The following is a 26,193-nucleotide window of genomic DNA, read 5'->3' on the forward strand; positions in this document are numbered from 1 at the left end:
CTTAATTAAAATTTAACATTTAAGCCAAGTGAGAATATTTTATCCAACGGATACAGGTAACCGTAATTTGCGGATGGGTGTTCGGGATCGAGATATTTGAGGCCGGTAACGGTAAGGATGTTGTAACCGTTGGCAAAAATCCTTGCACCCTTTATTCCGAGCACTTTTGCTGCACTTTGCGGGATTGTATAACCTATCTCGGCTGATTTAAGCCTTACATAAGCAGCACTGTGGATGTTTGATAGCGAGTTTGTATTGGCAGTTGTACCTGTAAGAGCGAATGTGCCTGGTGTCCATACCGTATTAGGGTTATATGGGTCGGCTTTAGGATCAGTTGGGTGGTACCTGTCCATAAACATGGCCAATGCACTTCCGCCACCCCATAACGGGATATTTAACTGCTCAATGTATGATACGTTAATACCAGCAGCGCCTTGTAGTACCGCGTTAACATCAAAGCCTTTGTATGATGCGCCCAACGTTAAGCCAAAAGTTGTAGCCGGCGTACTGTAGTTGTTATTGCTCACGTTTTGAGCTATAGGGTGTACGTCCTGATCGTTAATTACACCATCACCGTTCCAATCCTGCAAAATGTAATCACCAACCACGGCGTTACGGGATACAAATTGAGGGCTATTCAAGATCTGCTGATAGTTTTGGAACTGTCCATCCGCACCATAACCCCAAAAAATATTGTTGTAGCGGTTGTCATTATTGTTATGCCAGTTTAGCTGTGAGTTACCATAAGCTCCATGAATTTTGCTTACCCATTTGCTGCGTGTATAACCGAATGTACCTTTAACCATATAATTTACATTGCCTATATGATTACGGTGGTTTAATTCGATATCAAAACCCTGAGTTTGATCACTATTTAAATTTTCCTGCGGCAGGCCAGCACCTACAACGCCTGGCAACGCCTCAATCCGGGTATCAAGCAAACCGCTCCTGTCGCGTCTGAAAACATCTACGGTTAATCCCAATAAACCATTCCAGGCCTGTAAATCAACACCGGCGTTATAAGTTTTGGCAACCAGCCAAAATATGTAAGGGTTATTAATACCCCTGCTTTGTGCAGCGTTAATGAACGTGCCATCAAACACCGATCCCGGTGGCAGTCTATTATTGTCGCCGGAAGCAGGATAATTGTAACCAGCCAGATAATTGAAATTATCAAGATTTGAGTCATCACCCAATTTGGCATATGATAACCTGATCTTCAGATCATCAACAAATGAAAGAGCTGAGGAGTTTTTCCAGAATTTTTCCTGCGATACTCTCCAGCCTAATGATGCTCCAGGGAAAAAGCCCCATCTTTTTAATGGCGAGTTTTTTGAGTTGGCATCATTCCTAAAACTAAATTCGGCCAGGTATTTGCCGTTATAATCATAATTTAATCTGCCAACATATGATTTTGAAATAAACTCAGATGGCAAGCCGTCATCGATAGATGCCTTTTGGTTAAGTGAGTTTCCGGCCCCAAGCTGATCAACCGGTAATGACAACTCTTTCATAGCGTTAAAGTTATCAACCCCCTGTGACCTTTCTTCATACAGGAATAAGCCCGTTAAAGTGTGTCCACCTTTTAATGCCTTGTTATAATTTAGCGACAACTGCATTAAGCTATTAGGCTTTTCATAAAACTGCCTGGTAATTGAGCCTGGGGTTTGATTGGCTATAGGAGAATAGGTGTCTTTATTTGCATCATAAGTGTACTGGTTGTATGAACGCTGATACAGCTTGTTGTTTGACATGTAATAATCATAATTATACAAGCCTTTTACACTTAAGCCCGGCACAAAAGGCACGGTATAGGTTGCCGACATTGATGATTGAAACCATTTATTCGCAATCTTTTTATAACCGCTGATGCCTGCATCTGATAAAGCGACAGGGTTTGAACCATCAACCTCGCCATTATTTAAATACGACGGGTTATTATTGGTATAAACAGTTTGGGTTGGTACCTGGCGCCAAAATGAACGGATAATCCACCATGCATCATTATAAAGCTGATTTGTTTGCTCGATAGTTGCAGCCAGGTTCAGATCAACAGTAAGGTCTTTGGTTACTTTAGAACTGATGTTTGAGCGTACATTGTATTTTTTGTAGTTCAAATCATTGCTTTTGAAAAAGCCGTTCTGATCGGTAGTACCCAAACTCAAAAAGTAGTTAGTGTTTTCACTGCCTCCCGACGCGTTCAGGTTATGCTGCTGTTGCGGCGAACTGTTGGCAAAAACCTGCGAATACCAATCGGTGCTTTTTCTTGAACCATTTCTGAAAGCTTCAAAATCGGCGTCTGTGTATTTTACCTGTCCTCCATTAACATTGTGCAATAATTGCTCGTTTACCAATGTCATGTAATCAATAGCACCAACCGGTTTTGGCATATAAGCCGGAACCTGCCACCCATACGAACCCGAATAATTGAGATCGATAGCACCTTTTTTACCTTTTTTTGTGGTAACCAATACAACACCGTTAGCAGCACGAATCCCGTAAACAGCAGCCGAAGCGTCTTTCAATACCGAAACACTTTCGATATCGTTAGGATCGAGCCTTGAAATATTATCGCGAGGAACACCGTCGATAATCACTAATGGGTTACCGAAACCACGGATATCAAATGAGTTGCTGAATGAACCCGGCTCAGAAGTATTTTGAGTGATTCGCACACCGGCTATTTTACCGGCAAGCATATTGAGCGCGTTCTCGTTTTTGGTGGTCACAATCTCAGAGTTGGTAACCGAAGCCACCGAACCTGTCACCGATGCTTTTTTCTGCGTACCGTAACCTACTACAACCACCTCGTTGATGTTGGTGGCATTTGGCAATAATTTAACAGTTACACTTTTTTGAGAACCCACAGCAACTTCTTGCTGTATATAACCCAAAAAGCTAAACACTAAAGTTTGGCTTGGTTCGGCATTGATGCTGAACTGACCATCTATATTAGTAGTAGTTCCATTGGGCGTACCTTTAAGCTTAACGCTAACGCCAGGCAGGGGCTGCCCATGCTCGTCATTTACTACACCGGTTATTTTGCTGCCCTGAGCAAAAGCCGAAGTACACATGGCTAAAAATAAAAGGGCGGTTATGCAGCATTGAAGCATCCCTTTAATTTTAGCACGATAACGGATGCGATGGCATCCATCATAATTGGTAAAATTTTCGTACATAAATAATTGGTTAATGGGTTTATAACTCTTGCCAAAAAGGGAAGCAAAAACCATTAAACAGGGATGGTTAAACCCGCTTAATACATATCATGTTTTCCATTTGGCACAGCAATGATATAGCGGGTGGTATTAAAACGGGGGTTAAAAAAGGGGTTAATTGGACTAAAATTTTATTAACCGCTCAAAAATTAACCGCTTTTTTAAGCGGAGAAGGGTTAATTAAAGAAAACTACCGCAGGTTTAGCGGTAGCGTAACCTGTGGGCTCTATCGGGTAAGCTTCCAGCTTACGTGGAATGCGGTTCAGCTGAAAGCTGAAATCATGGTAACCACGGGTTGAAAACCCGAGGTAGATTGTAGATTGCATAAATGCCGAAGGCCTGCTTTGCTTAGCAAAACAGGCCTTCCACAAAAGTTCCCCCTTTAGGGGGGTAGGGCGACTAAAACACCCGGCAAAGCAAACCTTTCAGATACTCGCCTTCGGGGAAGGAAGCACGTACCGGATGGTCTTCGGGTTGATGGAACTGGTAGATAAACTGAACCTGTTTACCCGCATCAAGCGCGGCCCAGGCAATTACCTGTTTAAAGGTTTCCATATCCATAGCACCCGAGCAGGAATAGGTTGCCAGCAAGCCGCCCTCATTAAGCAGCAGCATACCCAAACGGTTCAAATCTTTATAAGCACGTGATGCACGGGTGAGCGCCGAGCGTGATGGCGCATATTTAGGCGGATCGAGTACGATTACATCGAACTTCTCGCCCTCATCCCTGAATTTGCGTAACTGCACATTCACGTCAGATTTAATAGCCGTGTGTTTGGTTGCATCCAGTTTATTCAGCCTGATATTTTCGGCCAGCGTTTCAATAGCTAACGCCGAGCTGTCTACACTGGTTACTGATGCGGCACCTTCTTTAAGGCTGTTCAGCGTAAAGCCGCCGGTATAACAAAAGCAGTCCAGTACCTTTTTATCTTTAGTATGTACAGCCAACACATGACGATTATCGCGCTGATCGCAATAAAAGCCGGATTTTTGGCCTTCGGTGATATTGATACCGTAAATAACGTTGTTTTCTAATACCTCAACCAGCTCAGGCGGCGGACTGCCAGCAAGTACTTTATTCTCAGCTTCGGCCAGCCCTTCGTGGGCACGTGAAGCATTATCGCTTTTATCCGAGATACTTTCGGGATCGAGCAATTTTTTTAGTTCATCAATAATAACAGGCATTACATTTTGAATACCCGAGGTAAGTACCTGCACTGCCAAATGGCCGGCATATTTATCAACAATTAGCCCCGGCAGATAATCCGATTCACTAAAAATTAAACGACAGGTATTGGTACCGTTAGCCAATATGTTAGCACGGCTTTTAACCGCGGTTGCTACTTTTTCACGAAACCACGCTTCGTTTACCTGTACATCCTTGTTCCACTCCAGCAAACGTAAAGTAACTCTCGACTGATCGTTATAAAAGCCATAGGCCATGAATTCGCCTTGCGCATTCAGCAGTTTTATTACATCGCCATTGGCAGGCTTGCCTTTTACTTTTTCAATCGCTCCTGAAAACACCCAGGGGTGCCTTTGCAAAACGGCTTTTTCTTTGCCTTTCTTTAATATAACGTCAATCATGTGTGCAAAGGTAATAAAGCGCTGGCAATTTTAGCTTTACAGCAACGCGGCCTTCATTTATTACGTATTTGTATTAAGGCTTCTAAACCTTGAAAATATTTTTAGGTCATACACAATAATATCCGCATTAAAACATTTGGTATCTTAGATTCGAAAACTATAATCATGAAAAAAACCTACGTACTCCTGTTCAGTATGCTGATAGCGTGCTGTTGTTTTAGCTCAAAGTCATACGCCCAGATTCCCCGCATACCTGAGGCCAGCTCAACTCAAACCATTATCCAGGATTTCGGATTAGGGAAAATAACCATCACTTATTCCCGTCCAAATGTTAAAGACCGCAAAATATTCGGGGGCATTATCCCTTACGGCGAAGTTTGGCGTACCGGCGCCAACGCGGCAACAACCATCACTTTTACCGAAAAAGTTGTTATTGAAGGTAACCCCGTGCCTGCGGGTACTTATTCCCTGTTCAGTATCCCTAATAAAGGCGAGTGGACCATCATCCTCAATAAAGTGGTAAAACAATGGGGCGCTTATAGTTACAAGCAAGACCAGGATTTTCTGCGTTTTAATATCAAGCCAATCCGCGTGAGCGAAAAACGCGAAACGTTTACTATGGCTTTTGTTAATACAACTACCAAAGCAACCGACCTTGTTTTGGTTTGGGACAAAACCGCGGCCTATATCCACATGGAAACTGATGACGATGCCAAAATCACAGCCAATATTGATGAGCTGATGAAAGGCGACCGCAAACCATACTATTTCAACGCCATACAATACTACTACGAAAACCATAAAGACGTTGATAAAGCCCTTGGCTGGGTTTATGAGGCTGAAAAAATTGAGCCTAAAGGCCCATGGTATAAGCTTTGGGAATCGCGTTTGTTACTGCGTAAAGGCGATAAAGCTGGCGCAATTGCCGCTGCCGAAGCCGGTATCGCTTTAGCCAACGCCGACAAAGATGAAGAATACGCCCGCTTAAACCAGGAAGCCCTGGATCAGGCTAAGCGATAGCCCTAAGCTCCACCCAACCCTCCCCGGAAGGGAGGGCTTTAAAAAGAAAATCGCTGTTTTTTATACGAAATGGCGATTTTCTTTTATGAATTGATAATATTCAGAAAGTCTCCCCAACCGTGGGAGATTTAGAGGGGGCTCCTGCACTAATTAACCACGCAATCACAATCAATAAAACAGCACCGATAGCATTGAGCCACAAATAAGCGATTACATCAAAATAGCCCAGGATACAAATAATTGCTTCCGTTATAACTGCCGCTATAAATACCGCAGTCCCTTCTATTTTTTTAAGATAGAAGGCCACTATGAACACTCCAAGGATGGTTCCGTAAATATAAGAGCCCAATTGATTTACGGCTTCTAACAGATTACCTATGCGGCTGGCGTAAAGGGCCATCCCAATGCAAACCAGGCCCCAGAACACGGTTGCCAGGCGCGATGCATTTAAATAATTCTGATCTGTAGCGTTGGGATTAACAATGCGTTTGTAAATATCAACCACACTGGTTGATGCTAATGAATTTAAAGCACTTGCGGTTGAGCCCATTGAGGCCAGAAAAATAATGGCTATCAGTAATCCTATCAAGCCTTTGGGCAGATACTGGGTAACAAAGGTAAGGAATACATAGTTGGTATCGTTATCATCGGCCTTAGGGTTGTTCTTTTTCATCAGTTCAATGGCGTTTTGCCTGATGAGGCGGGCCTTAGTGTCGGCCACCTTTAATTGATCTTTGGCATGACTGATCCGATCTTCATTTTTACTGTCGATGGCTTTTATCAACTCATTAGCCTTGATCTTTTTTTGCTCAAAAGCCTGGCCATATTGCTGATTGAGATGGTCATATTCCGTAGCGTAAACGCTTTTTTGAATTTGTTTAACCTCATACTGGTTAAAAAACATGGGCGGGCGGTTAAACTGGTAAAACGCAAAAACCAGCACCCCTATCAGCAGGATCAGGAATTGCATCGGGATCTTGATCAGGCCATTCATGATTAGCCCGAGGCGGCTTTGCCCTACCGAGCTGCCGGTTAAATAACGGCCAACCTGGCTTTGATCTGTACCAAAATAGGAAAGCTGTAAAAAGAAGCCCCCGATCAATCCGCTCCAAACGGTATAACGGTTATTGGGGTCGAATTTCCAGTCTATCACGTTCATACGGCCCATTTTACCGGCCATTTTGAGCGAGCTCATGAAACTTACATTGCCGGGCAACAGGTAAACAACCAGTACTCCTGCCAAAAACATCCCCGTAAAAATAATGCTCATTTGCAATAGCTGGGTATATGACACAGCCTTACTGCCGCCATAAACAGTATAAACAATTACCAGCCCGCCTATAAACAGTGTAGTGTAAACCGTATTAATATTTAATATGGTTGAGAGGATGATAGACGGAGCATAAATGGTAATGCCGGTTGAAAGGCCGCGCTGAACCAGGAAGAGGAACGATGTAAGCGCCCGGGTTTTCAGGTCAAAACGCTGTTCCAGAAATTCGTAAGCAGTATAAACCTTAAGGCGATGGAAAATGGGGACAAAGGTGATACAAAGTACGATCATGGCCAGGGGCAGCCCGAAGTAGAACTGCACAAAACGCATTCCGTCTGAGTAAGCCTGGCCCGGCGCCGAAAGAAAGGTAATGGCACTTGCCTGGGTAGCCATTACCGATAAGCCCACATGGTACCAGGGTAATGAACGGCTGCCCATCAAAAACTGGTCGATATTTTTATTATTGCCGCTTTTCCATATGCCATAAAGCACTATAGAAAATATGGTAAGGCCTAAAACAATCCAGTCGGTTAAACTCATTCAAAGAATTTGGTAATGAGCCAGAATACTAAAACTAAAAAAACCAGCCATGCGGCAACAATGCCGTAAAACTGGTTCCAATTTTTTATAAATGAAGGGAGGTCAGGATCAGGCCTCTTCATTACGGCCACGAACTAACACGGCGATATATGCAGCAGCAGTTAACAAGCCTAAAACACCACCTACAAAAATCCAGGTAAAGCCTTTTTCAATAATACCGCCTACAAATAAGCCAGAGATTAATCCTACCAAATAGTATATGTAATCAAAGTTTTCTTTTTCTTCTTTATGGTGTCCCATGATGTTATGTATATGATTGCAGCAAAAATAGGTGATTAATTGAATTTTACCAAAGTTTGTTTTGTAAAAGGATTGTGCGGTTTAAAAGCTCATAAATGACACCAATTATTCAGTCGGTGTCCGGTTGGTTTTAAATGCACTATCGTTGTAAATATGCCAGCAGCTTTGCGGTATGCATGAACCAATACCTTTTCAACTATTGTAAGGAGGCTATTCCTGCAAGTTTTTTAACCGCTCAACATTTCCCGCCATAGTTGCCTTATCATTTGCAGAAGTAGCCAGGTTCATAGCTGTTTCGTAATGCCCTAAGGCTTTTTGATTATCTATGCCGGTATACAGGTTGCCCAGCAGCGAATAATAAAAGTGGTTACTGCTCAGGTTCAGTTTTTCGGCTTCGGCTATTGCAGCCGGTTTTCCATTGGCTTTGGCAAGGGCAAATGTCCGGTTCAGCGCGGCGATGGGCGAATACTCCAAGATGAGGAGGCTATTGTACAGTTGTAATATATTTTCCCATTTTTCGGCAGCATCCTCCTTAATGGTATGCCAGTAAGCTATGCCGGCCTCAAGGTGATATTTAGTTATTGAAGTTCCGGTTGAGGCCTGGTTCAGGTAGTAAATGCCTTTATTAATCAGGTCCCTGTCCCAAAGTAATTCATCCTGATCCTCATAGAGGATCATTTCACCATGATCATTGGCGCGGGCCTCAAACCGCGACGCGTGGAAACACATCAGCGCAAAAAGTGCATTTACGGCAGGAATATTGGTGGCCGGATTTTCAATAAGCAGGTAATTAAGCCGCATAGCTTCAGTACAAAGATCACGGCGAAGGGTGACGTTTTGGGAGGTTGAGTAATATCCCTCAGAAAACAGCAGGTAAATGGTTGTTAAAACAGTTTCCAGCCGGTTGCCGATCTCGCTCAGGCTTGGCTGCTGAATCCGGATCTCCGACTCTTTCAGTTTTTCCTTTGCGCGGTTTATCCGTTTGTATATCACCTCCTTGTTTGCTAAAAAAGCATCGGTAATTTCCTGTATACCAAAACCACAAAGCAGGTTAAGGGCAAGCGCCACCTGCGACTCGGCCGAAATAACCGGGTTGCAAACCGTAAAGATCATGGCCAACTGGCTATCAGCTATGTTTTTGGCAGACAGGTCGATCTCTATTTCGCCTGTGCTGTCGGTAGTATATTTTATTTCGGGCAAAAGCTTTTGCTTAAAAATCGTATCCCGTTTCAGGTAATTTTTGGTTTTATTTTTTGCAACGGTATAAAGCCATGCCGTCGGATTATCAGGTAAACCTTTCAGGCTCCAATTTTCAGTGGCTGAAAGGAAGGTGTCGCTCACAATATCTTCGGCAATTTCAATATGTTCAATACCAAAAAGGCGGCAAAGCACTGCTGCAATTTTCCGGTACTCGGTGCGGAACAGGTGAGGTAAAAGTTCTTGGGGTTGCATAGGTTAAAATAAAAATGCCTTTGCAAAAGTACAAAGGCATTTTATTTTATACGGCAGGCACAGCCATTCGTACTTCAACGGTGGCCCCCCATTGCAATATCGGGCAGCCTTTGGCAATTTCAACGGCCTCATCGTAATCTTCGGCCCTGATTATAAACAACCCGCCTATCGATTCCTTAATTTCGGCATAAGGACCATTGATCACGGTATTTTGCTTAATTGTACGGCCATCGCCATCCCAGCGTTTGGGAGCACCAACCAGTTTGTTTTGGGCCGCGATGCCGCCTATCCAATCCTGGAAAGGTTTTATAGCTGCCTGCATTTGTTCGGGCGAGGGACTGGCATCTTTACTTTTCAGATCCCTGTGGATCACTAACAAAAATTCATTCATAAGGCTATGTTTTAATGGCGTTAATATAAGCTGTTTATGCAAACTGGCCAACCTGGTATGTGCCGGGCGTATTTGGGAACGATAGGTTGATGCGGTTCCAGGTGTTAATGGTGGTAACGGACAGCGTAAGGTCTATCAGTTCTTCATCACTAAACTGCGCCTTGGCTATGTTGTACACTTCGTCGGTTACATGGCAGGCGGTAACGGCTTCGGCCCAGGCAAAGGCGGCCCTTTCACGATCGGTATAATAAGGCGATTCTTCCCAGGCGCTCAGGCCGTATAAACGTTGTTCAGTTTCGCCTTTGGCACGTGCATCTTTATAGTGCATGTCAAGACAATAAGCGCATTTATTGATCTGTGATACCCTGAAATTTACCAACTCACGAAGGGATAACTCAAGGGGCGACTTTTTAAGATAAGTATTAATACCGAATAATGGTTTTAAGGCATTTTGGCCTTTTTCCCACATGCTGATTCTCTGTTCCATTTTGTTTTAAATTTATGTTGTTAAAACCCAATGACAACCGTGCTTAGCAGATTGGACAAAATGAAAAATATTTTTTATTTTTTATAAGATCGGAATTCATATCGGGAATTTTTGTTGGGCGGCATCTAATGCATCGCCCGCTTCGCAGATTTTCCGGTTTAACTACATATACATATAATACGTCTCTGTATAAAAATACCTATCTTTCCCTCATGGCCTTACCCAATATTTTCACTGCAGAGGTAGCTGATGATGTAATCAGCCGGATCAACAAGCTCACGCCGTAAACCTCACCGAGGTGGGGTAAAATGAACGTAGCACAAATGTTGGCACACTGCTGTGTAACGTACGAAATGGTGTATGAAGATAAGCACCCCAAACCCGGCTTGTTCATGAAACTCATCCTGAAAATGCTGGTTAAAAACAAGGTGGTGAGCGAAATTCCATATAAACACAACAACCCTACAGCGCCTGCATTTCTTATTACCGGCGAAAGGGATTTCAATACCGAAAAAGCCCGGTTGATAGCCTACATCCAAAAAACACAGCAGCTGGGCGAAAAAGCTTTTGATGGCCGCGAGTCGCATTCGTTTGGCTCCTTAACCATTACCGAATGGAGCAATATGTTCTATAAACATATTGACCATCACCTCACCCAGTTTGGCTGTTAAGCGCATAGTTTGAACATACGGTTAAATTTTCCTTTCTTTACCGGCATATAGGTAAATCGATATAGTGCATGGAAAAACTAAGCCCCGCCATCCTTAAAACCAAACAGCATTTTGAAATTCTTGACGGCCTTCGGGGCATAGCAGCTATTGCAGTTGTTACTTTCCATTTTATGGAGATTGCTTATTCCGACTACAGCAAGGATTTTATAGGTCATGGCTTTTTAGCGGTTGATTTTTTCTTTTGCCTGTCGGGCTTCGTAATTGGTTATGCTTATGACGACAGGATCGGCAAAATGGGCATAAAGGAATTTTTCAAATCGAGGTTGATCAGGCTGCACCCGCTTGTTGTTTTTGGCTCGGTATTGGGCTTGTTAGGGTTTATATTTGATCCATTTAATGCCCAACCCATAGCCCGTAGTGCGGGCAGTATACTACTATTATTTCTCAGCTCCATATTAATGATTCCTAACCCGACAATGAATGAACGGTATTTTAACTTGTTTGGGTTTAATGCACCTGCTTGGTCATTGTTTTGGGAATATGTAGCTAACATTGTTTATGCACTTGTGCTTTGTCGCCTTCAGCGGCGCTACCTGATTGTCCTTGCTGCAATTTCTGCTGTAGGTATTTGCTATGTGGCAGCTCACTCAGGTAATTTAATGGGCGGCTGGAGCGGCGGAACTTTCTGGGATGGAGGTGTACGTATAGCTTATTCTTTTACTGCTGGTTTGCTGGTTTACCGTTATAACCTTATCGTCAAAAATAAGCTTGGTTTTATCGGTCTTTCTATTTTATTGATGCTGGCTTTCCTGTCTCCGTTCTCAACATGGAACTGGCTTACCGAGCCTTTTATAGTTATAATTTATTTCCCGTTAATGGTTTCGCTGGGAGCAGGCGCTGTTCTTAACAACAGCTTACGTAAAATATGTGTTTTTTCGGGGAGTATCTCTTATCCTTTATACATGACCCATTATGCAGGAATGTGGATGTTTGGTAATTATTATGCGGCAAATAAACCCGATGCTGTTCACCTGGCATATATCATTATACCCGGATTAGTTGTATTAGTTACATTTGCTTACCTGGTTATGATAGGTTACGATATCCCCCTGCGTCGTTACCTAACCGAAAGAAGAAAAAAACAGGCTGTCAAATAACTGAATGGCTATTCGTTTGCTTAATTAAAGATTAAGGAGGGGGTTAGCCAACGGTTAAATTAAAACCTGTATGTTTAAAATGCCGGAAAAGTGTTTTTTATACACTAAAAATAATTATTTTTACAAATGGTTTTGTGCTGATTTTCAGTTGTTCTGTTGAAGTATGCCAACCTTTGGTACAATGAAAAAAACGTTAGTTATTGGTTGGCTCGTGATACTTTTAATCGCTGTTGGCGCTTTGTTTTGGTATAATGAGCTGCAATACCAGTTGCCTACTCCTGTACCCGAAAACTATAAAGCAGTAAAGCAGGGTACGATAGTGTCCATCAACCCCAGGCACTACCAGGATCGCAGTAAACCGCTGTTCCTGCATTTTTTTAATCCGGATTGTCCCTGTTCAAGATTTAATATCAAACAGTTTAAGGCTATTGCCCAGCAATATCACAGACAGGTGAATTTTGCCATCGTGATCATGAGCAGTAAACACTTCACCGAAAGCGAAATCCAGGACAAGTTTGGGATGAAACTCCCCGTTATATTTGATCCCTCGGTTGCTGAGGCCTGCGGGGTTTACTCAACACCCCAGGCTGCCCTTATTGATACAGGCAGCAAGCTGTATTACCGCGGCAATTATAACATAAGCCGTTACTGTACCGATGAAAAAACAAGCTTCGCCAAAGTAGCGATCAACGGTTTACTGAACGACAATACACGCCTAACATTTAATAAACTTGCATTAACCTCATACGGCTGTCGACTGCCCGACTGTCATAATTAATATTACCCCTAAATATCAATCATTGTGACCGCAGACATAGTTCAAAACATTAATTTTCAAACCGAGATCAAAGACCGCTCAGACAGGTTGATGGATTATTTCCTGCCTGTGCATTTTGTAGTTGGTTTAGCATTGGCCTATTTTTATGATACATGGCTTATTGCCTTTGGCGTTGGCGGCCTGTGCCTGTTGGCGTACTATACTGCTAAAATAGCCCTGCCTAATTCTTCCTTATACCAATATGTGCTGGCAGCTGTATTAGGTATTTTTATGGCCCAGTATATTTACCAGATGCACGGCTTGTTTGAGATGCACTTTTTTGCTTTTATTTCGAGTGCGCTGCTGATCACCTACCAAAACTGGAGGCTACAATTGCCATTGCTTTTAGTTGTTATTGTACACCATGCTGTTTTCAGCTATATGCAGGATATTGGCTATGGCGGCATATTTTTTACCCAGCTCAATTACTTTGATCTTCAAACGTTTACCATACATGTGTTGCTTACCGGGGTTATCATGTTCATATGCGGACTTTGGGCCTATCAGTTGCGCAAGTATAACGAACTAAGAATAGTACAAACCCTGCAAATGGCCGATCTGCAGCGGGAAGCTCAGTTATCGCTCGAGCGTAAACATAATGAAGAGGTTTTGGCAGCTGCAAACCAGGAACTAAACTATTCAAACCAGGAACTTCAAAAGGCACGCCTCGCGGCTGATCAGGCTAATCAGGAAAAAAGTATTTTCCTGGCCACCATGAGCCACGAAATCCGTACGCCTATGAACGGGGTTATCGGGATGTCGGCTTTATTGAATGAAACTGAGCTTAACGATGAGCAGCGTATGTTTAACGAAACCATCATCAGCTGCGGCGAAACGCTCATCCATGTGATCAATAACATTCTTGATTTTTCAAAGATAGAAGCAGGGAGTCTTGATCTTGAACAGGATGATTTTAACCTGCGACAGTGTATTGAAGATGTGATGGATATGTTTGCCATTAAAGGCGGACAATTGGGGCTCGACCTGGTTTATGAAATTGCCGAAGATATATCTCCGGGTATCATCGGCGATCCGCTGCGGCTTAAACAAGTACTTATAAACCTGGTAAGCAACGCCATAAAATTTACGGAGAAAGGTGAGGTTGGTATTAAGGTTAGCTGTGTTGACAAACAATCTGATGGCTTGCTGAAATTAAGATTTGATGTTTGGGATACAGGCATAGGCATTCCGCATGATAAGCTGCACCGGCTGTTCAAGGCATTTTCGCAGGTCGATTCATCTACTACGCGCAAATACGGGGGCACCGGTTTAGGCTTGGCTATTTGCCAAAAGCTTGTTGCGCTAATGGGCGGCAGTATAGGCGTTGAAAGTGAGCCCGGTGCCGGTACCAGGTTTTTCTTTACCATAAACGCCTATCCCGGCGAGATTTCCCACCGGCAGCCTGCCAGTTTTGATCTTGAGGAACTGCGCGGCAAAAAGATCCTTATAGTTGATGACAACCATACCAACCTGTCTATTTTAAACCGCCAGTTTGAAAACTGGAACCTTAAATCGGTACCGGCAGAGTCTGCCGCCGAGGCTTTAGTGATCCTGCAGAGAAACAAAGACATTGACCTGGTTATAACCGACATGAACATGCCCGTTATGGATGGGGTTATGCTGGCCCGCATCATCAGGGAAGGGTACAGCCACATTCCTATTATACTGCTAAGCTCGGTTGGCGAAGAATTTATAAAAGATCAGCGAATGCTGTTTACCTCAGTTATGAGCAAGCCGATAAAACAACAGGTACTGGGCAAACAGGTTTTTATGGCGCTCAGGAATAAATCGGTCCAAAACGATGATAAACAAACTAAGAGCAAGCTCTCGGTTGATTTTAGTGATAAATATCCCTTCAATATCCTTATTGCCGAAGATAATGAGGTTAACCAGCACGTTATTAAACACATTTTAAACAAAATGGGCTATAAGCCGGGTATGGCCCAAAACGGGCTCGAAGCAATAGAGGCCCTGTACAAAAACGATTACGGGCTTATTTTAATGGATATGCAGATGCCTGTTATGGATGGGCTTGAAGCAACCCGTGTAATCCGCAAAGACGACATTAAGCAGCCTGTTATCATTGCATTAACAGCCAACGCCATGGCCGGCGATGAACAGGATTGTTTGCAGGCCGGTATGAATGATTACCTGAGTAAGCCTGTAAAACTGGATGAGCTGATGAATAAGCTTTCGAAATGGCACACTTTAGTTAATAAAGCCGCAGTTCGCCAGGGTTGATGCAACCGCACTCCTGTTGTTAGTTGGTTCTTGGTTCGCTCATGTTTAATAAAAGAAAACGTTACTTAGAACCTCCGGAGGGCAAGACAATTACCTGGCGGGGGGCTACCTTGACTTAATAGTAGTGAAGTTTCCTCATCCCGGTATGCAGAATATAAATGCAACAATACTTTTGCAAAACAATTAGGTTATTTTTTTCATTTTTGTACAACATAAGCAATATGTTGAATAAGCGAAATACTGAATTTTTGAGATCGTTGCGGATATTATCGGTAATGGCCTTTTATTTGGTCATCGCGAGCAGTCATGTTTTTTTCCTTCCCCGCTTGACGCAACCAGGCCCTACACGTTCAACAGGATTCAATTCGGTTTTTAAACGAAAGATGGAGAACCTGCACAGCAGCTTCAGCGAATCAAGCTACGTTCAAAGACCAGACAAATCAACCCTTGAGGAGAAAAAGTCTGTTACCGATTTGATCAGCGCTGTTATAGGCAGTTTTATCCTGTTGTTTTTTGCATTGCAGCTATGGAAATTAAATCCGAAGCCATTAATCCGAAACTTCAGGATTATACCCGGGTATCGATACTCCTATCTTTCCCTTTGCACTTTTCGCATTTGATTTGAATGATTAAAGGCGCTCTGCCTTTAGATACATCATCGATCATTTTTTCAATTAATTATCCATCGTTTACCGGCATTTTTTGCAGTACTTACTGATCTGTAGCGATTAGTGTGCGGGCATTTCCCGGTAAGCATATTCCGTACATCAAGATATGCGAATTTCAAAGAAGTTCTGCTGCCTGTTTATAGGCCTGCTAATAACAGCCTGTACTTATGCGCAGCAACAAGGTAACACACCGGTAAGCTTAAAAACGCTGCTCAACAGCGTAAACCGAAACGCACCCACATTGCTAACCGATTCAGCAGCTATAGCGGTTAGGCAAGCCCAGGCCGCTGAAACCAGGAGTAGCTGGCTCCCTAACCTGAAACTAAATTACCAGGCAGATTATGGGACCAATAACAATGTTGCAGGCCCATACTTCGGCTTTGGTATCATTCCTTCCAACTCCAGGGGGGTACGGCCGGAAAGCAATACCACCACCGTTTCAGCCAACGTTGGGGTAGCCGCGCTCGACTGGGAGATCTACAATTTTGGTGCCTATGGTGCTCAAAATAAAGTAGCCAACTCTGATATTCAGGTACAGCAAAACCAGTTTGCTGATTCCAAATATCAGTTGCAGGCTTACGCCATTGGCAATTACCTGCTCCTAACGGAACTGGAAAACTTTCTCACCATCCAGGCGCGGAACATAAAACGCAACCAGGAGATCCGTCGGTCGGTACAGTCGCTCGCCAAAAGTGGGGTAAGGGCAGGCGTTGATACCAGCATTGCGGAGGCCGAACTGTCAAAAGCCCGTTTGAACTATATCGAACTGAACAACCAGGTGAAGCAGGTACAGTTACAGCTTTCGGCTGTCAGCGGCTTACCCTATCAGACAATAGTACCCGATACTGCTGCCGAAACAAATCTTATCAATACCGCAACCGGCCTCGACCCTTTGGTGATCGACACCACCGATCATCCTTTGATCAATTATTATAAATCGGTATATCAAAACAGTTTGCAGCGGGAAACACTCGTCAAAAAAAGCTACAATCCTAAAATATTATTGGAAGGCGCCGTTTGGGGCAGGGGATCAAGTGTTGATGCTAACGACCGTTTTAACAGCCTCAGCAGCGGATGGGGGTTCGACAGGAATAATTACCTGGTAGGTATAGGTGTTTCCTATAACCTGTTTGATATCCGTCGCCGCCAGTTAAAATTACGGACACAACGTGCCAATACCGATTACTCCCGGAAAAAGCTGGAAGAGCAAAAGCAATTGCTGGCGGTCAATGCAAACCGGTCGGGCGTAGAGCTGCAAACCGCCCGCGAACGCCTGGTTGAGATCCCTCATCAGCTTAAAGCGGCTTCTGATGGGTACCGGCAAAAGTTGTCATTATACAAAAATGGGCTAACCGATATCATTGAGCTTAACGCCGCGCTCAATATCCTTTACCGCGCCGAAACTGACTATGTACAGGCCAAATATGCCTATTCAAATGCCCTGTTCCAGCAGGCCGTTACCGGCAACCAGGTAAATACTGTATTAAACCTTTTAAAATAATTTAGCTATGTCAATGGTCACATCCGCACTTAAACGGCCCATCACAACGGTGGTGGTTACCTTGAGCCTGCTCATCTTTGCAGTGCTTAGTGCTATAAAAATACCGATAGATATTTTCCCAAAATTAAACCTGCCCACCATTTATGTTATTGAATCATATGGCGGTATGTCGCCGCAGCAAATGGAGGGTTTCTTTTCAACCCGTTTGCAAGACCAGTTTCTGTATGTGAACGGCATCAAAAGTATTACCAGTAAAAACATCCAGGGTTTAACTATGGTTAAGCTGAGCTTTTACGAGAGTACAGACATGGCCGAAGCACAGGCCCAGGTGGCTTTGCAGGTAAGCCGCGTAATGAGCTTTTTCCCGCCGGGAGCACTGCCGCCGCAGGTTGTAAGGTTTGATGCTTCATCGTTGCCCGTTGGGCAATTGGTACTATCCGCCCCCAATCGCAGCCTGAAGGATATTTATGATATGGCTGCTACTAAAGTGAGGCCTATGTTTGCTACTGTTCCCGGCTTATCGGCCCCGCCGCCGTTTGGTTCAAACGCCAGGTCCATCACCTTAAACGTTGATCCAAACAAATTAAGAAGTTACGGCTTGACGCCCGATGAGGTAGTAAGCGCGTTGGCTAAGTTCAATGTGATGTCGCCTTCGGGTAATTTAAGGTTAGGCAACACGATGTTTGTAACTACGGTTAATACGCTGATCAGCCAAACAGATGAATTTGGCAATATCCCCGTAGTTACCAAAAACGGCGTACCCATTTTGGTAAAAGATGTTGCCCGTGTTGCCGATGCTACCGACGTTACGGTTGATTATGCGCTGATCAATGGCAAGCGCTCTGTTTATTTGCCGGTAGTAAAAACCGCCGATGCCAGTACCTGGAGCGTGGTACAGGCTTTGAAAAAGAAGATTCCGGAAATTCAGGGCCTTTTACCCGATGACGTTAAAATCTCGTATGAGTTTGATCAATCCATATTTGTGATAAACGCGGTAAAGAGCCTTATGACAGAAGGCGGTCTGGGCGCATTGCTCACCGGCCTGATGGTATTATTGTTTTTGCGCGACTGGCGAAGTAGTTTGATCGTGGTAATTACTATCCCGGTATCTATTTTGTTAGGTGTATTACTTTTAGGCTTATTCGGCCAAACCATCAATATCATGACATTGAGCGGGCTTGCCCTCGCCATAGGCATTTTGGTTGACCAGGCTACAGTAACCATCGAAAATATTCACCAGCACCTGGAGATGGGCAAAAGCAAAGCACAGGCTATTTATGATGCGTGCCAGGAAATCTCGTTCCCCCTATTGCTCATCCTGCTGTGTATCCTTGCAGTATTCGCGCCATCGTTTATGATGAACGGCGTGCCTAAAGCGATGTTTTTACCCCTGTCGCTATCTATTGGCTTAACGATGATCGTATCGTACATCATAGCGCAAACACTAGTGCCTATTTTATCAAACTGGCTTATCAAAGCCGAAACCTATCAGCATTATGAACATGGGAAATTGCATGCTCATGCCGGCGAAGCTTTAGACCGGCCCGAAGAAGGGCAGGTAAACCATCACCTGCAACAGGAGCAAAAACATCCCGAAAAGAATGACCTGTTTGAACGGATAAAGATCCGTTTTATACACATCATTGAACGCTGGATGCATAACAAAAAACTAATTGTGCCTGTTTATCTCGTGGTTGTTTTGGGACTGGCCGGTGTTTGCTTTGTTACCATTGGAAAAGATATGATGCCGAAGCTCAACAACGGCCAGTTTCAGATCAGGATCAAAGAGCCGGATGGCACAAGACTTGAACGTACGGAAGACGGGCTGAAACAGGTTTTGCAGATCATCGACAACACGGTTAATCATCACGTGGCAATTACATCTGGCTATGTGGGCATAGTGCCAAGCAGCTATGGTACCAGCAATCTTTATGTATTTAATACCGGTACACATGAAGCGGTATTACAGGTTAACCTTGATGAAGATTACCACATCAATATGGATGAGCTTAAAGATGCGCTCCGTAAAAACATAGCATCGCGCATGCCCGATCTCCGCATCACTTTTGAACCTATCGACATGACCGAAAAGATCATGAGCCAGGGTGCATCCACACCTATCGAAATAAGGGTGGCGGGTAAGGATATGGCGCAGATAGAAGGTTACTCGAACAAAGTTTTGGCCGGACTTAAAAAGATCAGCTACCTGAGGGATGTGCAGATCAGTCAGCCTTTAAAGTTTCCGGTGGTGGCAATAACGCTCGACAGGTTGAAAGCTGCTCAATTGGGCCTGGATATTAAAGATGTTGCCCGCTCGGTCACCGCAAGTACATCATCAAGCCGTTTTACCGAGAAAAACCTTTGGTTGGATGATAAATCGGCCTATACCTACCAGGTACAGGTGCAAATTCCAGAGTATGTGATGAATACAATGGATGAGTTGAAAGAGATCCCACTGGTGAAAGGCCAAAGTACACCTGTACTGGGTGATATCGCCAGCTTTAAGGTTAATTACGTTCCTGGTGAATATGACCGTACCGGTCCGCGCCGCTTCTTAACCGTGAGCGCCAATATTTACAAGAAGGATTTGGGCACCGCTACTGCCGCGGTGCAGCAGGTTATCAAATCTGTCGGGGCACCGCCTAAAGGCCTGATTGCTGAAGTTAAGGGTATGTCGAGCTTATTGACAGAAACGCTCGACAGCTTGCAGAACGGTTTGATGTTTGCCATTTTGGTGATCTTTTTATTGCTGGCCGCTAACTACCAATCGTTTAAATTATCCCTTACAGTACTATCTACCGTACCGGCAGTAATATTGGGATCGCTAACAGCATTACTGCTTACCGGTTCAACACTTAACCTGCAAAGTTACATGGGCATGATCATGTCTACAGGGGTATCGGTGGCAAACGCCATCCTGATCGTAACCAATGCTGAAGCCCTGAGACTGGATTATAAAGACTCTACAAGGGCAGCCATTACCAGTGCGTCCATCAGGTTAAGACCAATCCTCATGACCAGTTTGGCCATGATGGCAGGTATGATCCCGATGGCATCAGGGATGGGTGAAGCCGGCGAGCAAACCGCACCTTTGGGCCGCGCTGTGATAGGCGGCTTATTTGCCTCAACATTAGCCGCGCTGTTTATACTACCGCAAGTATTTGCCTGGGTACAGCAAAAAACCACTTATGATTCACCGTCCTTAATGAAGGACGTAAATGTTAATGAACCTCAACAACTTGAAACCTCCAATAGCTAATATTATGAAACTAAAATATATTGTACTGTTAAGCAGTATCAGCCTGATGGCCGCATGTGCAGGCAATCAAAAGCCGGTGGACCTCACAGAAACCAAAAAAACCACCCAAAAAGCAAGCGGATATGAAACCGGCAAAGTGTCGGAAAAAGCACTGTCAAGCGAAGCCCGCCTTCCGGGCCAGTTAAAGCCCTATAACGAGGTAAACCTGTTTCCGAAAGTAAACGGGTTTGTAAAAACCGTTTTTGTTGACCGTGGTACTTTGGTTAAAAAGGGACAATTACTGGTAACCTTAGAAGCGCCGGAAATGGAATCGCAACTGCAGGCTGCGGATTCGCGGTATATGCAAGCTAAGGAAAATGCTGTTGCAAGTAAGGAAAAGTATCAGCGTTTAAAAGAGGCTGCGAAAGAGCCCGGTTCGGTGTCGCCGCTTGAATTGGATAACGCTTTAGCAAAAATGAAAGCTGATGACGCAATGGCCCGCTCAGAAAGCTCGATCGTGGCATCTGTACGCACCATGCAGGATTACCTGAACATTCGTGCACCGTTTGATGGCATGATCATTCAGCGTAATGTATCTCCGGGAGCTTTGGTAGCCCCGGGTAAAGGTACAGACCTGCCTATGCTTATTTTGCAGGATACCCGCAAGCTGCGTTTAGAGGTTTACATCCCCGAAGATTTCGTAGACAAAGTTGACTTAAAGCAGCAGGTAAAATTCACTTTTAATGCTATGCCGGGGCAGGAACAAACAGCCAAAATCAGTCGCTCGGCCAATGCTTTAGGGAGTATGCGTTCTGAAGCTATTGAAATAGACGTACAAAACCAAAATGGAATACTAAAACCGGGGATGTATGCCGAAGTAAAGATCCCGATGCTTTCGGGCGCCAAATCGTTGTTAGTGCCCAACAATGCCATCATCCGGTCAACCGAGAGGGAATATGTAATAGCTGTAAAAGACGGCAAGGCAGCATTAATTGATATAAAGGAAGGATTATCCAGACATGACTCAACCGAAGTGTTTGGAAACCTGAAGGCCAACGATATCATTCTTAAAAATGCCAGCGATGAGGTGAAGGACGGGACGAATATTAATTGAGAGTGTTAGAGGCAATGGCTAAGCCTAAGCGGCTTGGAACAGGGCTTTTACATTCGGCCCCATGAGCAGAATTGTCGCGTTTCATTATTATAACTCATCAGTTCATGATACATGACGCATTAATTTTGTTCACCAATGCCGATATCAAACCCTTTACTTAAAATTGGGGCAAGGGCAGCTTTTGGAGAAGAGCGAGAGACATATTTTTTTACCTTTGCCCGTATGGAAACCATCACCTGGCATGATTTTGAAAAAGTAGAACTGCGTGTAGGCACTGTATTGGAGGCAATTGATTTCCCCGAAGCCCGTAAGCCGGCTTTTAAAGTGAGGGTTGATTTTGGCACTTTCGGCATCCGGTGGTCGAGCGCACAAATCACGAAGCATTACACCAAGGAAGAATTGGTTGGCCGGCAGATAGTGGGTGTAACAAATTTCCCTAAAAAGCAGATCGCCAATTTCATGTCGGAGTTCCTGGTTACCGGCTTTGCCGATGAGAACGGAGACATTGTGTTAACCGCTGTTGAAAAGCCTGTGCCAAACGGCAGCAAACTTATTTAAATGAGATATATCAGTTTCGAGGATGAGGCCTCTATATCGCCCGATGAATATTTTATGGGCGAAGCGTTAAAAGAAGCCCGCTATGCATTGGAGGAGGATGAGATTCCGATTGGGGCAATTGTGGTTTACAATGGCCGCATTATAGGAAAAGGGCACAATCTTACCGAACGGCTTAACGATGTATCGGCCCATGCCGAAATGCAGGCCCTTACTGCGGCCGCTAATTTAATTGGAGGTAAATACCTGCAAGGCTGTACGCTGTACGTTACTATGGAGCCCTGCGTAATGTGTGCCGGGGCTTCATACTGGTTCCAGGTAAGTAAGATCGTTTTTGGGGCCTATGATAACAAACTCGGGTTCGGCCGCATCAACCAAAAAATAACCCATCCCAAAACAGTGATCACCGGCGGTATCCGCGAAGCTGAATGCAGCCAGTTGGTGAAAGATTTTTTTAAAAGTAAGCGGAAGTAGGGTTGATGGTTCATGGATCATAGTTCATGGTAATAAAAATAGCTATATAAGCTATGATCCATGAACCATTAACTATGAACTAAAGAAAACATGACAATTATTTAGAACAAATAGTTCCGTCAACGCTTATATTTGTTACGTCACAACAAACAGTAAACTTTAAAATAAACAACTAAAATTATGGCATTTACCCTACCGGCGTTATCCTACGCTACTGATGCTCTGGAACCGCACATTGATAAACTGACCATGGAAATTCACCATGGCAAACACCACCAGGCTTATGTTACCAACTTAAACAAAGCTTTGGAAGGTAAGCCTGAGGCTGAAAGCAATATCGACGATATCATTAAAAATATCTCTAAATTCCCCGCTGCTGTGCGTAACAATGGCGGTGGCCACTACAACCATACCTTGTTCTGGACCTTGTTATCACCAAACGGTGGCGGCGAGCCTACAGGCGCTTTAGCTGATGCTATCAAAAGCACTTTCGGTTCATTTGCCGATTTCAAAACTAAAGTATCTGAAGCCGGTGCAACCCGTTTTGGTTCTGGCTGGGCATGGTTAATTGTTACTGCTGATAAAAAATTAGCTATAACTTCAACTCCTAACCAGGATAACCCATTAATGGACATCGCTGAAGTTAAAGGTACCCCAATTTTAGGTATCGACGTTTGGGAGCATGCTTACTACCTGAAATATCAAAACCGTCGTCCGGATTACTTAGCAGCTATCTGGAATGTGATCAACTGGAACCACGTTGCCGAACTTTACGCAAAAGCAACCGCTTAATATTATTTAAGCTTCTAAATTTAAAGCGGCAGGATCTGATGGTCCTGCCGCTTCTGTTTTACTTCATAACCTTTGCGCCCGTTTGTAACGAGCCCGAGAAGTTTATTTATTTACCTCCCAATTATACACCCACGCTTAATCCCTGCAATAATCTACTAACTTTGTGGACTTTTTTATATCATGATCAAAAAGCCCATAGAAACCCTGCTCCGCGAATCGAAGGAGGAAGGGGAACATTCATTAAAACGCTCGCTTGGGCCCGTTAACCTTATTTTAATTGGGATAGGCATCATTATAGGGGCCGGTTTATTTTCCTTAACCGGTATAGCGGCGGGCCAGCATTCGGGCCCTGCGGTAACTATTTCTTTTTTAATTGCTGCTGTTGGCTGCGCTTTTGCTGCCCTTTGCTATGCCGAGTTTTCGGCCATGATACCTGTTGCGGGGAGCGCTTACACCTATTCGTATGCTACCATGGGCGAGCTTTTTGCATGGATCATAGGCTGGGACCTTGCGCTTGAATATGCCGTTGGCGCAGCAACAGTGGCCATCAGCTGGTCGCAATACCTTACTAAGTTTTTATCCTGGTTTGATCTGTATTTGCCTCCACAGCTTACACTTTCGCCTTTTGAAACTGCAAAAGCAGCAAATGGTGATATCATTAACGGGATCATCAATTTGCCCGCTGCGCTCATTGTAATTTTGGTTACCAGTATCATTATCCGGGGTACAAAAGGTTCGGCATTGGTTAATGCCATTATTGTAACTTTGAAAGTGGGCGTGGTGTTGGTGTTTATCGCAGTTGGGTGGTCATTTATTAACCCGCAAAACTATCACCCCTATATTCCGCAAAATACCGGTGTTTGGGGTGATTATGGCTGGTCGGGCATATTGAGAGGGGCGGGATTAGTGTTTTTTGTATTTATTGGGTTTGATGCTGTATCAACTGCGGCGCAGGAGGCCAAAAACCCGCAGCGCAATATGCCTATCGGGATCATCGGCTCCCTGCTGATCTGTACGGTACTTTTTATTGTATTTGCGCACGTAATGACCGGCATGGCCAATTATAAGGAATTTATAGGCTCGGGCGCACCGGTTGCCATCGCCATTGAAAAAACGCATTACCAGTGGTTGAGTAAAGCTATTGTGCTGGCTATTTTAATAGGTTATACCTCGGTGATTTTGGTGGACCTGTTAGGCCAATCGCGTGTGTTTTTCTCTATGTCGAAAGATGGTTTGCTGCCTAAGGTTTTTTCGGAAGTGCATCCCAAATTTCGCACACCCTGGAAATCGAATATTATGCTTTGCGCTTTTATAGCCCTCTTTGCCGCATTTGTTCCGATACGCGTGGTTGGTGAAATGACCAGCATTGGTACCCTGCTTGCATTTGTTATGGTTTGCGCCGGTGTGCTTATTTTACGAAAGCAGCAGCCTGATATTCACCGGCCGTTTAAAACACCCCTTGTGCCATTGGTGCCGGTGTTGGGTATCCTGACCTGTTTTGCCATGATGACGTTTCTACCCGGCGATACCTGGTTGCGTTTGGTCATTTGGCTTGCAATTGGTTTGGTTATCTACTATACTTACGGCAAAAAGAACAGCGTTATCCGCAAAATGCTTGCAGATAAACAATAGCGCCACCAATTGATGACCGAAGAGATTTTAAAACTAAAAGTTGAACGCATAAAATGGGAAACCCCAGATACGGCTACATTTTATTTGAGTAGTATTGATGGTAATCTTATCCCTTATACAGCAGGGCAGTTCATCACACTGATATTTAACCATAGGCAGGAAGAGATCAGGCGCTCGTATTCGTTAAGCTCATCGCCCGATGAACCATACCTTTCAATAACTATCAAGCGCATTACCAATGGTGAAATCTCCCGTTTTATGCTCACCAAAATAAAGGAGGGCGATGAGTTAACAGCATTAGCTCCCGCCGGCCGTTTTATCATCAGTGACCATCAGCAGGGAAAGGATCTGTTTTTATTTGCGGGCGGCAGCGGCATTACCCCCATATTTTCGCAACTGAAATATATTTTGAACCGGGAGGGTAAAAGCAGGTTGGTTCTCATCTATAGTAATCAAAATGCTGCTTCCATTTTATTCAAAAACGAGCTGGGTAAACTGGCAGCCGAATACCCCGAAAGGTTGACAATCATTTACCTGCTTAGCAGCGAAGGTAACCGACTCAACCCCGATAAGGTAGAAAAGCTGGTGAAGCAATACGCCAACTTCAACCTGGCAAATGCTGAGTTTTACCTTTGTGGCCCGTTTGCTTTTATGCGAATGATCCGGTTCGACCTGGTGTATATGGGGATTGATCAGGTAAAGATCCGCCGCGAAAATTTTGTGCTCGAAACAGTTGCCGTAACAAGCAGCTTTACTAACTTTCCACCTAAAAACATCAAAATAAAATACCGGGGCGAGCTGCACGATATTGTAGTAGGCGAAAACCAATCCATACTGCAGGCCGCCCTGCAAAACAATATCCCATTACCTTATAGCTGCCGGGGAGGAATATGCTCTACCTGCATGGTTAAATGCACCGGCGGTAAAGTTGAAATGGTGAAGAATGATGTACTTACTGAAGCGGACCTTGCACAAGGATGGATCTTGACCTGCACCGGGCATCCGCTGGATGATGAGGTGGTTATTGGCCCCCCAGCCCCCTAAAAGGGGAGTTATACCAGGAAGCGA

Annotated in this window: 21 protein-coding genes; 13 read left to right on the forward strand and 8 right to left on the reverse strand. The window is 44.2% G+C overall.

Annotated features, from left to right (window positions below; genetic code table 11):
* Positions 1–5: 5 nt before the first annotated feature.
* The 3 genes from IEX80_RS22600 to IEX80_RS22610 all read right to left on the reverse strand — a co-directional run bounded on the left by IEX80_RS22600 (position 6) and on the right by IEX80_RS22610 (position 4,805).
* Positions 6–3,179 carry a SusC/RagA family TonB-linked outer membrane protein gene (locus tag IEX80_RS22600; protein ID WP_188834235.1) on the reverse strand — a complete coding sequence of 1,058 codons (3,174 nt, stop codon included), beginning with the start codon at positions 3,177–3,179 and terminating at the stop codon, positions 6–8.
* 215 nt (positions 3,180–3,394) lie between these two features.
* Positions 3,395–3,544: a hypothetical protein gene (locus IEX80_RS22605; RefSeq protein ID WP_176625592.1), complete on the reverse strand. Its 150-nt coding sequence runs from the start codon at positions 3,542–3,544 to the stop codon at positions 3,395–3,397.
* A gap of 73 nt (positions 3,545–3,617) precedes the next feature.
* Positions 3,618–4,805: a class I SAM-dependent rRNA methyltransferase gene (locus IEX80_RS22610; RefSeq protein WP_176625590.1), complete on the reverse strand. Its 1,188-nt coding sequence runs from the start codon at positions 4,803–4,805 to the stop codon at positions 3,618–3,620.
* Positions 4,806–4,970: 165 nt separating this feature from the next.
* Between IEX80_RS22610 and IEX80_RS22615 the strand changes: the two genes are divergently transcribed.
* The gene (locus IEX80_RS22615) at positions 4,971–5,825 is read left to right on the forward strand and encodes a DUF2911 domain-containing protein (protein WP_188834236.1); all 855 of its coding nucleotides are present in this window, start codon (positions 4,971–4,973) and stop codon (positions 5,823–5,825) included.
* Between the two features lie 100 nt (positions 5,826–5,925).
* On the opposite strand, the gene IEX80_RS22620 is transcribed toward IEX80_RS22615, so the two are convergent.
* From IEX80_RS22620 to IEX80_RS22640, 5 genes are all read right to left on the reverse strand, one after another.
* Positions 5,926–7,635, reverse strand: a complete 1,710-nt coding sequence (locus tag IEX80_RS22620) for a sodium:solute symporter family protein (protein ID WP_188834237.1) — start codon at positions 7,633–7,635, stop codon at positions 5,926–5,928.
* A 108-nt stretch (positions 7,636–7,743) separates the two neighbouring features.
* Positions 7,744–7,935, reverse strand: coding sequence for a hypothetical protein (locus IEX80_RS22625; RefSeq protein WP_090531057.1), 192 nt, complete (start codon positions 7,933–7,935; stop codon positions 7,744–7,746).
* Positions 7,936–8,145: 210 nt separating this feature from the next.
* Positions 8,146–9,387 carry an RNA polymerase sigma factor gene (locus tag IEX80_RS22630; protein WP_188834238.1) on the reverse strand — a complete coding sequence of 414 codons (1,242 nt, stop codon included), beginning with the start codon at positions 9,385–9,387 and terminating at the stop codon, positions 8,146–8,148.
* Between the two features lie 46 nt (positions 9,388–9,433).
* The gene (locus IEX80_RS22635) at positions 9,434–9,778 is read right to left on the reverse strand and encodes a YciI family protein (RefSeq protein ID WP_090531052.1); all 345 of its coding nucleotides are present in this window, start codon (positions 9,776–9,778) and stop codon (positions 9,434–9,436) included.
* A gap of 34 nt (positions 9,779–9,812) precedes the next feature.
* Positions 9,813–10,265, reverse strand: a complete 453-nt coding sequence (locus tag IEX80_RS22640; protein ID WP_090531050.1) for a carboxymuconolactone decarboxylase family protein — start codon at positions 10,263–10,265, stop codon at positions 9,813–9,815.
* A 308-nt stretch (positions 10,266–10,573) separates the two neighbouring features.
* Here IEX80_RS22640 and IEX80_RS22645 point away from each other — a divergent pair, with 308 nt between their 5' ends.
* The 12 genes from IEX80_RS22645 (at position 10,574) to IEX80_RS22700 (ending at position 26,169) form a co-directional block, all read left to right on the forward strand.
* A complete protein-coding gene (locus IEX80_RS22645) occupies positions 10,574–10,936 on the forward strand; it encodes a DUF1569 domain-containing protein (protein ID WP_229701728.1) in 363 nt (120 codons plus the stop codon).
* Positions 10,937–11,004: 68 nt separating this feature from the next.
* Positions 11,005–12,093, forward strand: coding sequence for an acyltransferase family protein (locus IEX80_RS22650; RefSeq protein ID WP_188834239.1), 1,089 nt, complete (start codon positions 11,005–11,007; stop codon positions 12,091–12,093).
* 181 nt (positions 12,094–12,274) lie between these two features.
* Positions 12,275–12,871 carry a DUF6436 domain-containing protein gene (locus IEX80_RS22655; RefSeq protein WP_090531366.1) on the forward strand — a complete coding sequence of 199 codons (597 nt, stop codon included), beginning with the start codon at positions 12,275–12,277 and terminating at the stop codon, positions 12,869–12,871.
* A gap of 24 nt (positions 12,872–12,895) precedes the next feature.
* A complete protein-coding gene (locus tag IEX80_RS22660; protein WP_188834240.1) occupies positions 12,896–15,151 on the forward strand; it encodes a response regulator in 2,256 nt (751 codons plus the stop codon).
* A gap of 774 nt (positions 15,152–15,925) precedes the next feature.
* The gene (locus IEX80_RS22665) at positions 15,926–17,320 is read left to right on the forward strand and encodes a TolC family protein (RefSeq protein ID WP_188834241.1); all 1,395 of its coding nucleotides are present in this window, start codon (positions 15,926–15,928) and stop codon (positions 17,318–17,320) included.
* Between the two features lie 7 nt (positions 17,321–17,327).
* The gene (locus tag IEX80_RS22670) at positions 17,328–20,579 is read left to right on the forward strand and encodes an efflux RND transporter permease subunit (RefSeq protein ID WP_188834242.1); all 3,252 of its coding nucleotides are present in this window, start codon (positions 17,328–17,330) and stop codon (positions 20,577–20,579) included.
* A 4-nt stretch (positions 20,580–20,583) separates the two neighbouring features.
* Positions 20,584–21,672 carry an efflux RND transporter periplasmic adaptor subunit gene (locus IEX80_RS22675; protein WP_176625570.1) on the forward strand — a complete coding sequence of 363 codons (1,089 nt, stop codon included), beginning with the start codon at positions 20,584–20,586 and terminating at the stop codon, positions 21,670–21,672.
* A 222-nt stretch (positions 21,673–21,894) separates the two neighbouring features.
* Entirely contained in the window at positions 21,895–22,230 is a 336-nt protein-coding gene (locus tag IEX80_RS22680) for a tRNA-binding protein (protein WP_090531024.1), read from the forward strand.
* Positions 22,231–22,701, forward strand: coding sequence for a nucleoside deaminase (locus IEX80_RS22685; protein ID WP_176844544.1), 471 nt, complete (start codon positions 22,231–22,233; stop codon positions 22,699–22,701).
* Positions 22,702–22,881: 180 nt separating this feature from the next.
* Positions 22,882–23,493 carry a superoxide dismutase gene (locus tag IEX80_RS22690; protein ID WP_090531021.1) on the forward strand — a complete coding sequence of 204 codons (612 nt, stop codon included), beginning with the start codon at positions 22,882–22,884 and terminating at the stop codon, positions 23,491–23,493.
* Between the two features lie 180 nt (positions 23,494–23,673).
* Positions 23,674–25,125, forward strand: a complete 1,452-nt coding sequence (locus IEX80_RS22695; RefSeq protein WP_188834243.1) for an amino acid permease — start codon at positions 23,674–23,676, stop codon at positions 25,123–25,125.
* A gap of 12 nt (positions 25,126–25,137) precedes the next feature.
* On the forward strand, positions 25,138–26,169 hold the full coding sequence (locus tag IEX80_RS22700; protein WP_188834244.1) for a ferredoxin--NADP reductase: 1,032 nt from the start codon (positions 25,138–25,140) through the stop codon (positions 26,167–26,169).
* Positions 26,170–26,193 lie beyond the last annotated feature (24 nt).

Origin of the sequence: Mucilaginibacter rubeus (assembly GCF_014643835.1) — a bacterium.
In the GTDB taxonomy this organism is placed as follows: domain Bacteria; phylum Bacteroidota; class Bacteroidia; order Sphingobacteriales; family Sphingobacteriaceae; genus Mucilaginibacter; species Mucilaginibacter rubeus.

What these genes read in the sequence shown, in the direction of transcription:
- IEX80_RS22600 (WP_188834235.1), bottom strand. Translation starts at nt 3,179, where the DNA reads ATGTACGAAAATTTTACCAATTATGATGGATGCCATCGCATCCGTTAT.
- IEX80_RS22605 (WP_176625592.1), bottom strand. Translation starts at nt 3,544, where the DNA reads ATGCAATCTACAATCTACCTCGGGTTTTCAACCCGTGGTTACCATGAT.
- IEX80_RS22610 (WP_176625590.1), bottom strand. Translation starts at nt 4,805, where the DNA reads ATGATTGACGTTATATTAAAGAAAGGCAAAGAAAAAGCCGTTTTGCAA.
- IEX80_RS22615 (WP_188834236.1), top strand. Translation starts at nt 4,971, where the DNA reads ATGAAAAAAACCTACGTACTCCTGTTCAGTATGCTGATAGCGTGCTGT.
- IEX80_RS22620 (WP_188834237.1), bottom strand. Translation starts at nt 7,635, where the DNA reads ATGAGTTTAACCGACTGGATTGTTTTAGGCCTTACCATATTTTCTATA.
- IEX80_RS22625 (WP_090531057.1), bottom strand. Translation starts at nt 7,935, where the DNA reads ATGGGACACCATAAAGAAGAAAAAGAAAACTTTGATTACATATACTAT.
- IEX80_RS22630 (WP_188834238.1), bottom strand. Translation starts at nt 9,387, where the DNA reads ATGCAACCCCAAGAACTTTTACCTCACCTGTTCCGCACCGAGTACCGG.
- IEX80_RS22635 (WP_090531052.1), bottom strand. Translation starts at nt 9,778, where the DNA reads ATGAATGAATTTTTGTTAGTGATCCACAGGGATCTGAAAAGTAAAGAT.
- IEX80_RS22640 (WP_090531050.1), bottom strand. Translation starts at nt 10,265, where the DNA reads ATGGAACAGAGAATCAGCATGTGGGAAAAAGGCCAAAATGCCTTAAAA.
- IEX80_RS22645 (WP_229701728.1), top strand. Translation starts at nt 10,574, where the DNA reads ATGAACGTAGCACAAATGTTGGCACACTGCTGTGTAACGTACGAAATG.
- IEX80_RS22650 (WP_188834239.1), top strand. Translation starts at nt 11,005, where the DNA reads ATGGAAAAACTAAGCCCCGCCATCCTTAAAACCAAACAGCATTTTGAA.
- IEX80_RS22655 (WP_090531366.1), top strand. Translation starts at nt 12,275, where the DNA reads ATGAAAAAAACGTTAGTTATTGGTTGGCTCGTGATACTTTTAATCGCT.
- IEX80_RS22665 (WP_188834241.1), top strand. Translation starts at nt 15,926, where the DNA reads ATGCGAATTTCAAAGAAGTTCTGCTGCCTGTTTATAGGCCTGCTAATA.
- IEX80_RS22670 (WP_188834242.1), top strand. Translation starts at nt 17,328, where the DNA reads ATGTCAATGGTCACATCCGCACTTAAACGGCCCATCACAACGGTGGTG.
- IEX80_RS22675 (WP_176625570.1), top strand. Translation starts at nt 20,584, where the DNA reads ATGAAACTAAAATATATTGTACTGTTAAGCAGTATCAGCCTGATGGCC.
- IEX80_RS22680 (WP_090531024.1), top strand. Translation starts at nt 21,895, where the DNA reads ATGGAAACCATCACCTGGCATGATTTTGAAAAAGTAGAACTGCGTGTA.
- IEX80_RS22685 (WP_176844544.1), top strand. Translation starts at nt 22,231, where the DNA reads ATGAGATATATCAGTTTCGAGGATGAGGCCTCTATATCGCCCGATGAA.
- IEX80_RS22690 (WP_090531021.1), top strand. Translation starts at nt 22,882, where the DNA reads ATGGCATTTACCCTACCGGCGTTATCCTACGCTACTGATGCTCTGGAA.
- IEX80_RS22695 (WP_188834243.1), top strand. Translation starts at nt 23,674, where the DNA reads ATGATCAAAAAGCCCATAGAAACCCTGCTCCGCGAATCGAAGGAGGAA.
- IEX80_RS22700 (WP_188834244.1), top strand. Translation starts at nt 25,138, where the DNA reads ATGACCGAAGAGATTTTAAAACTAAAAGTTGAACGCATAAAATGGGAA.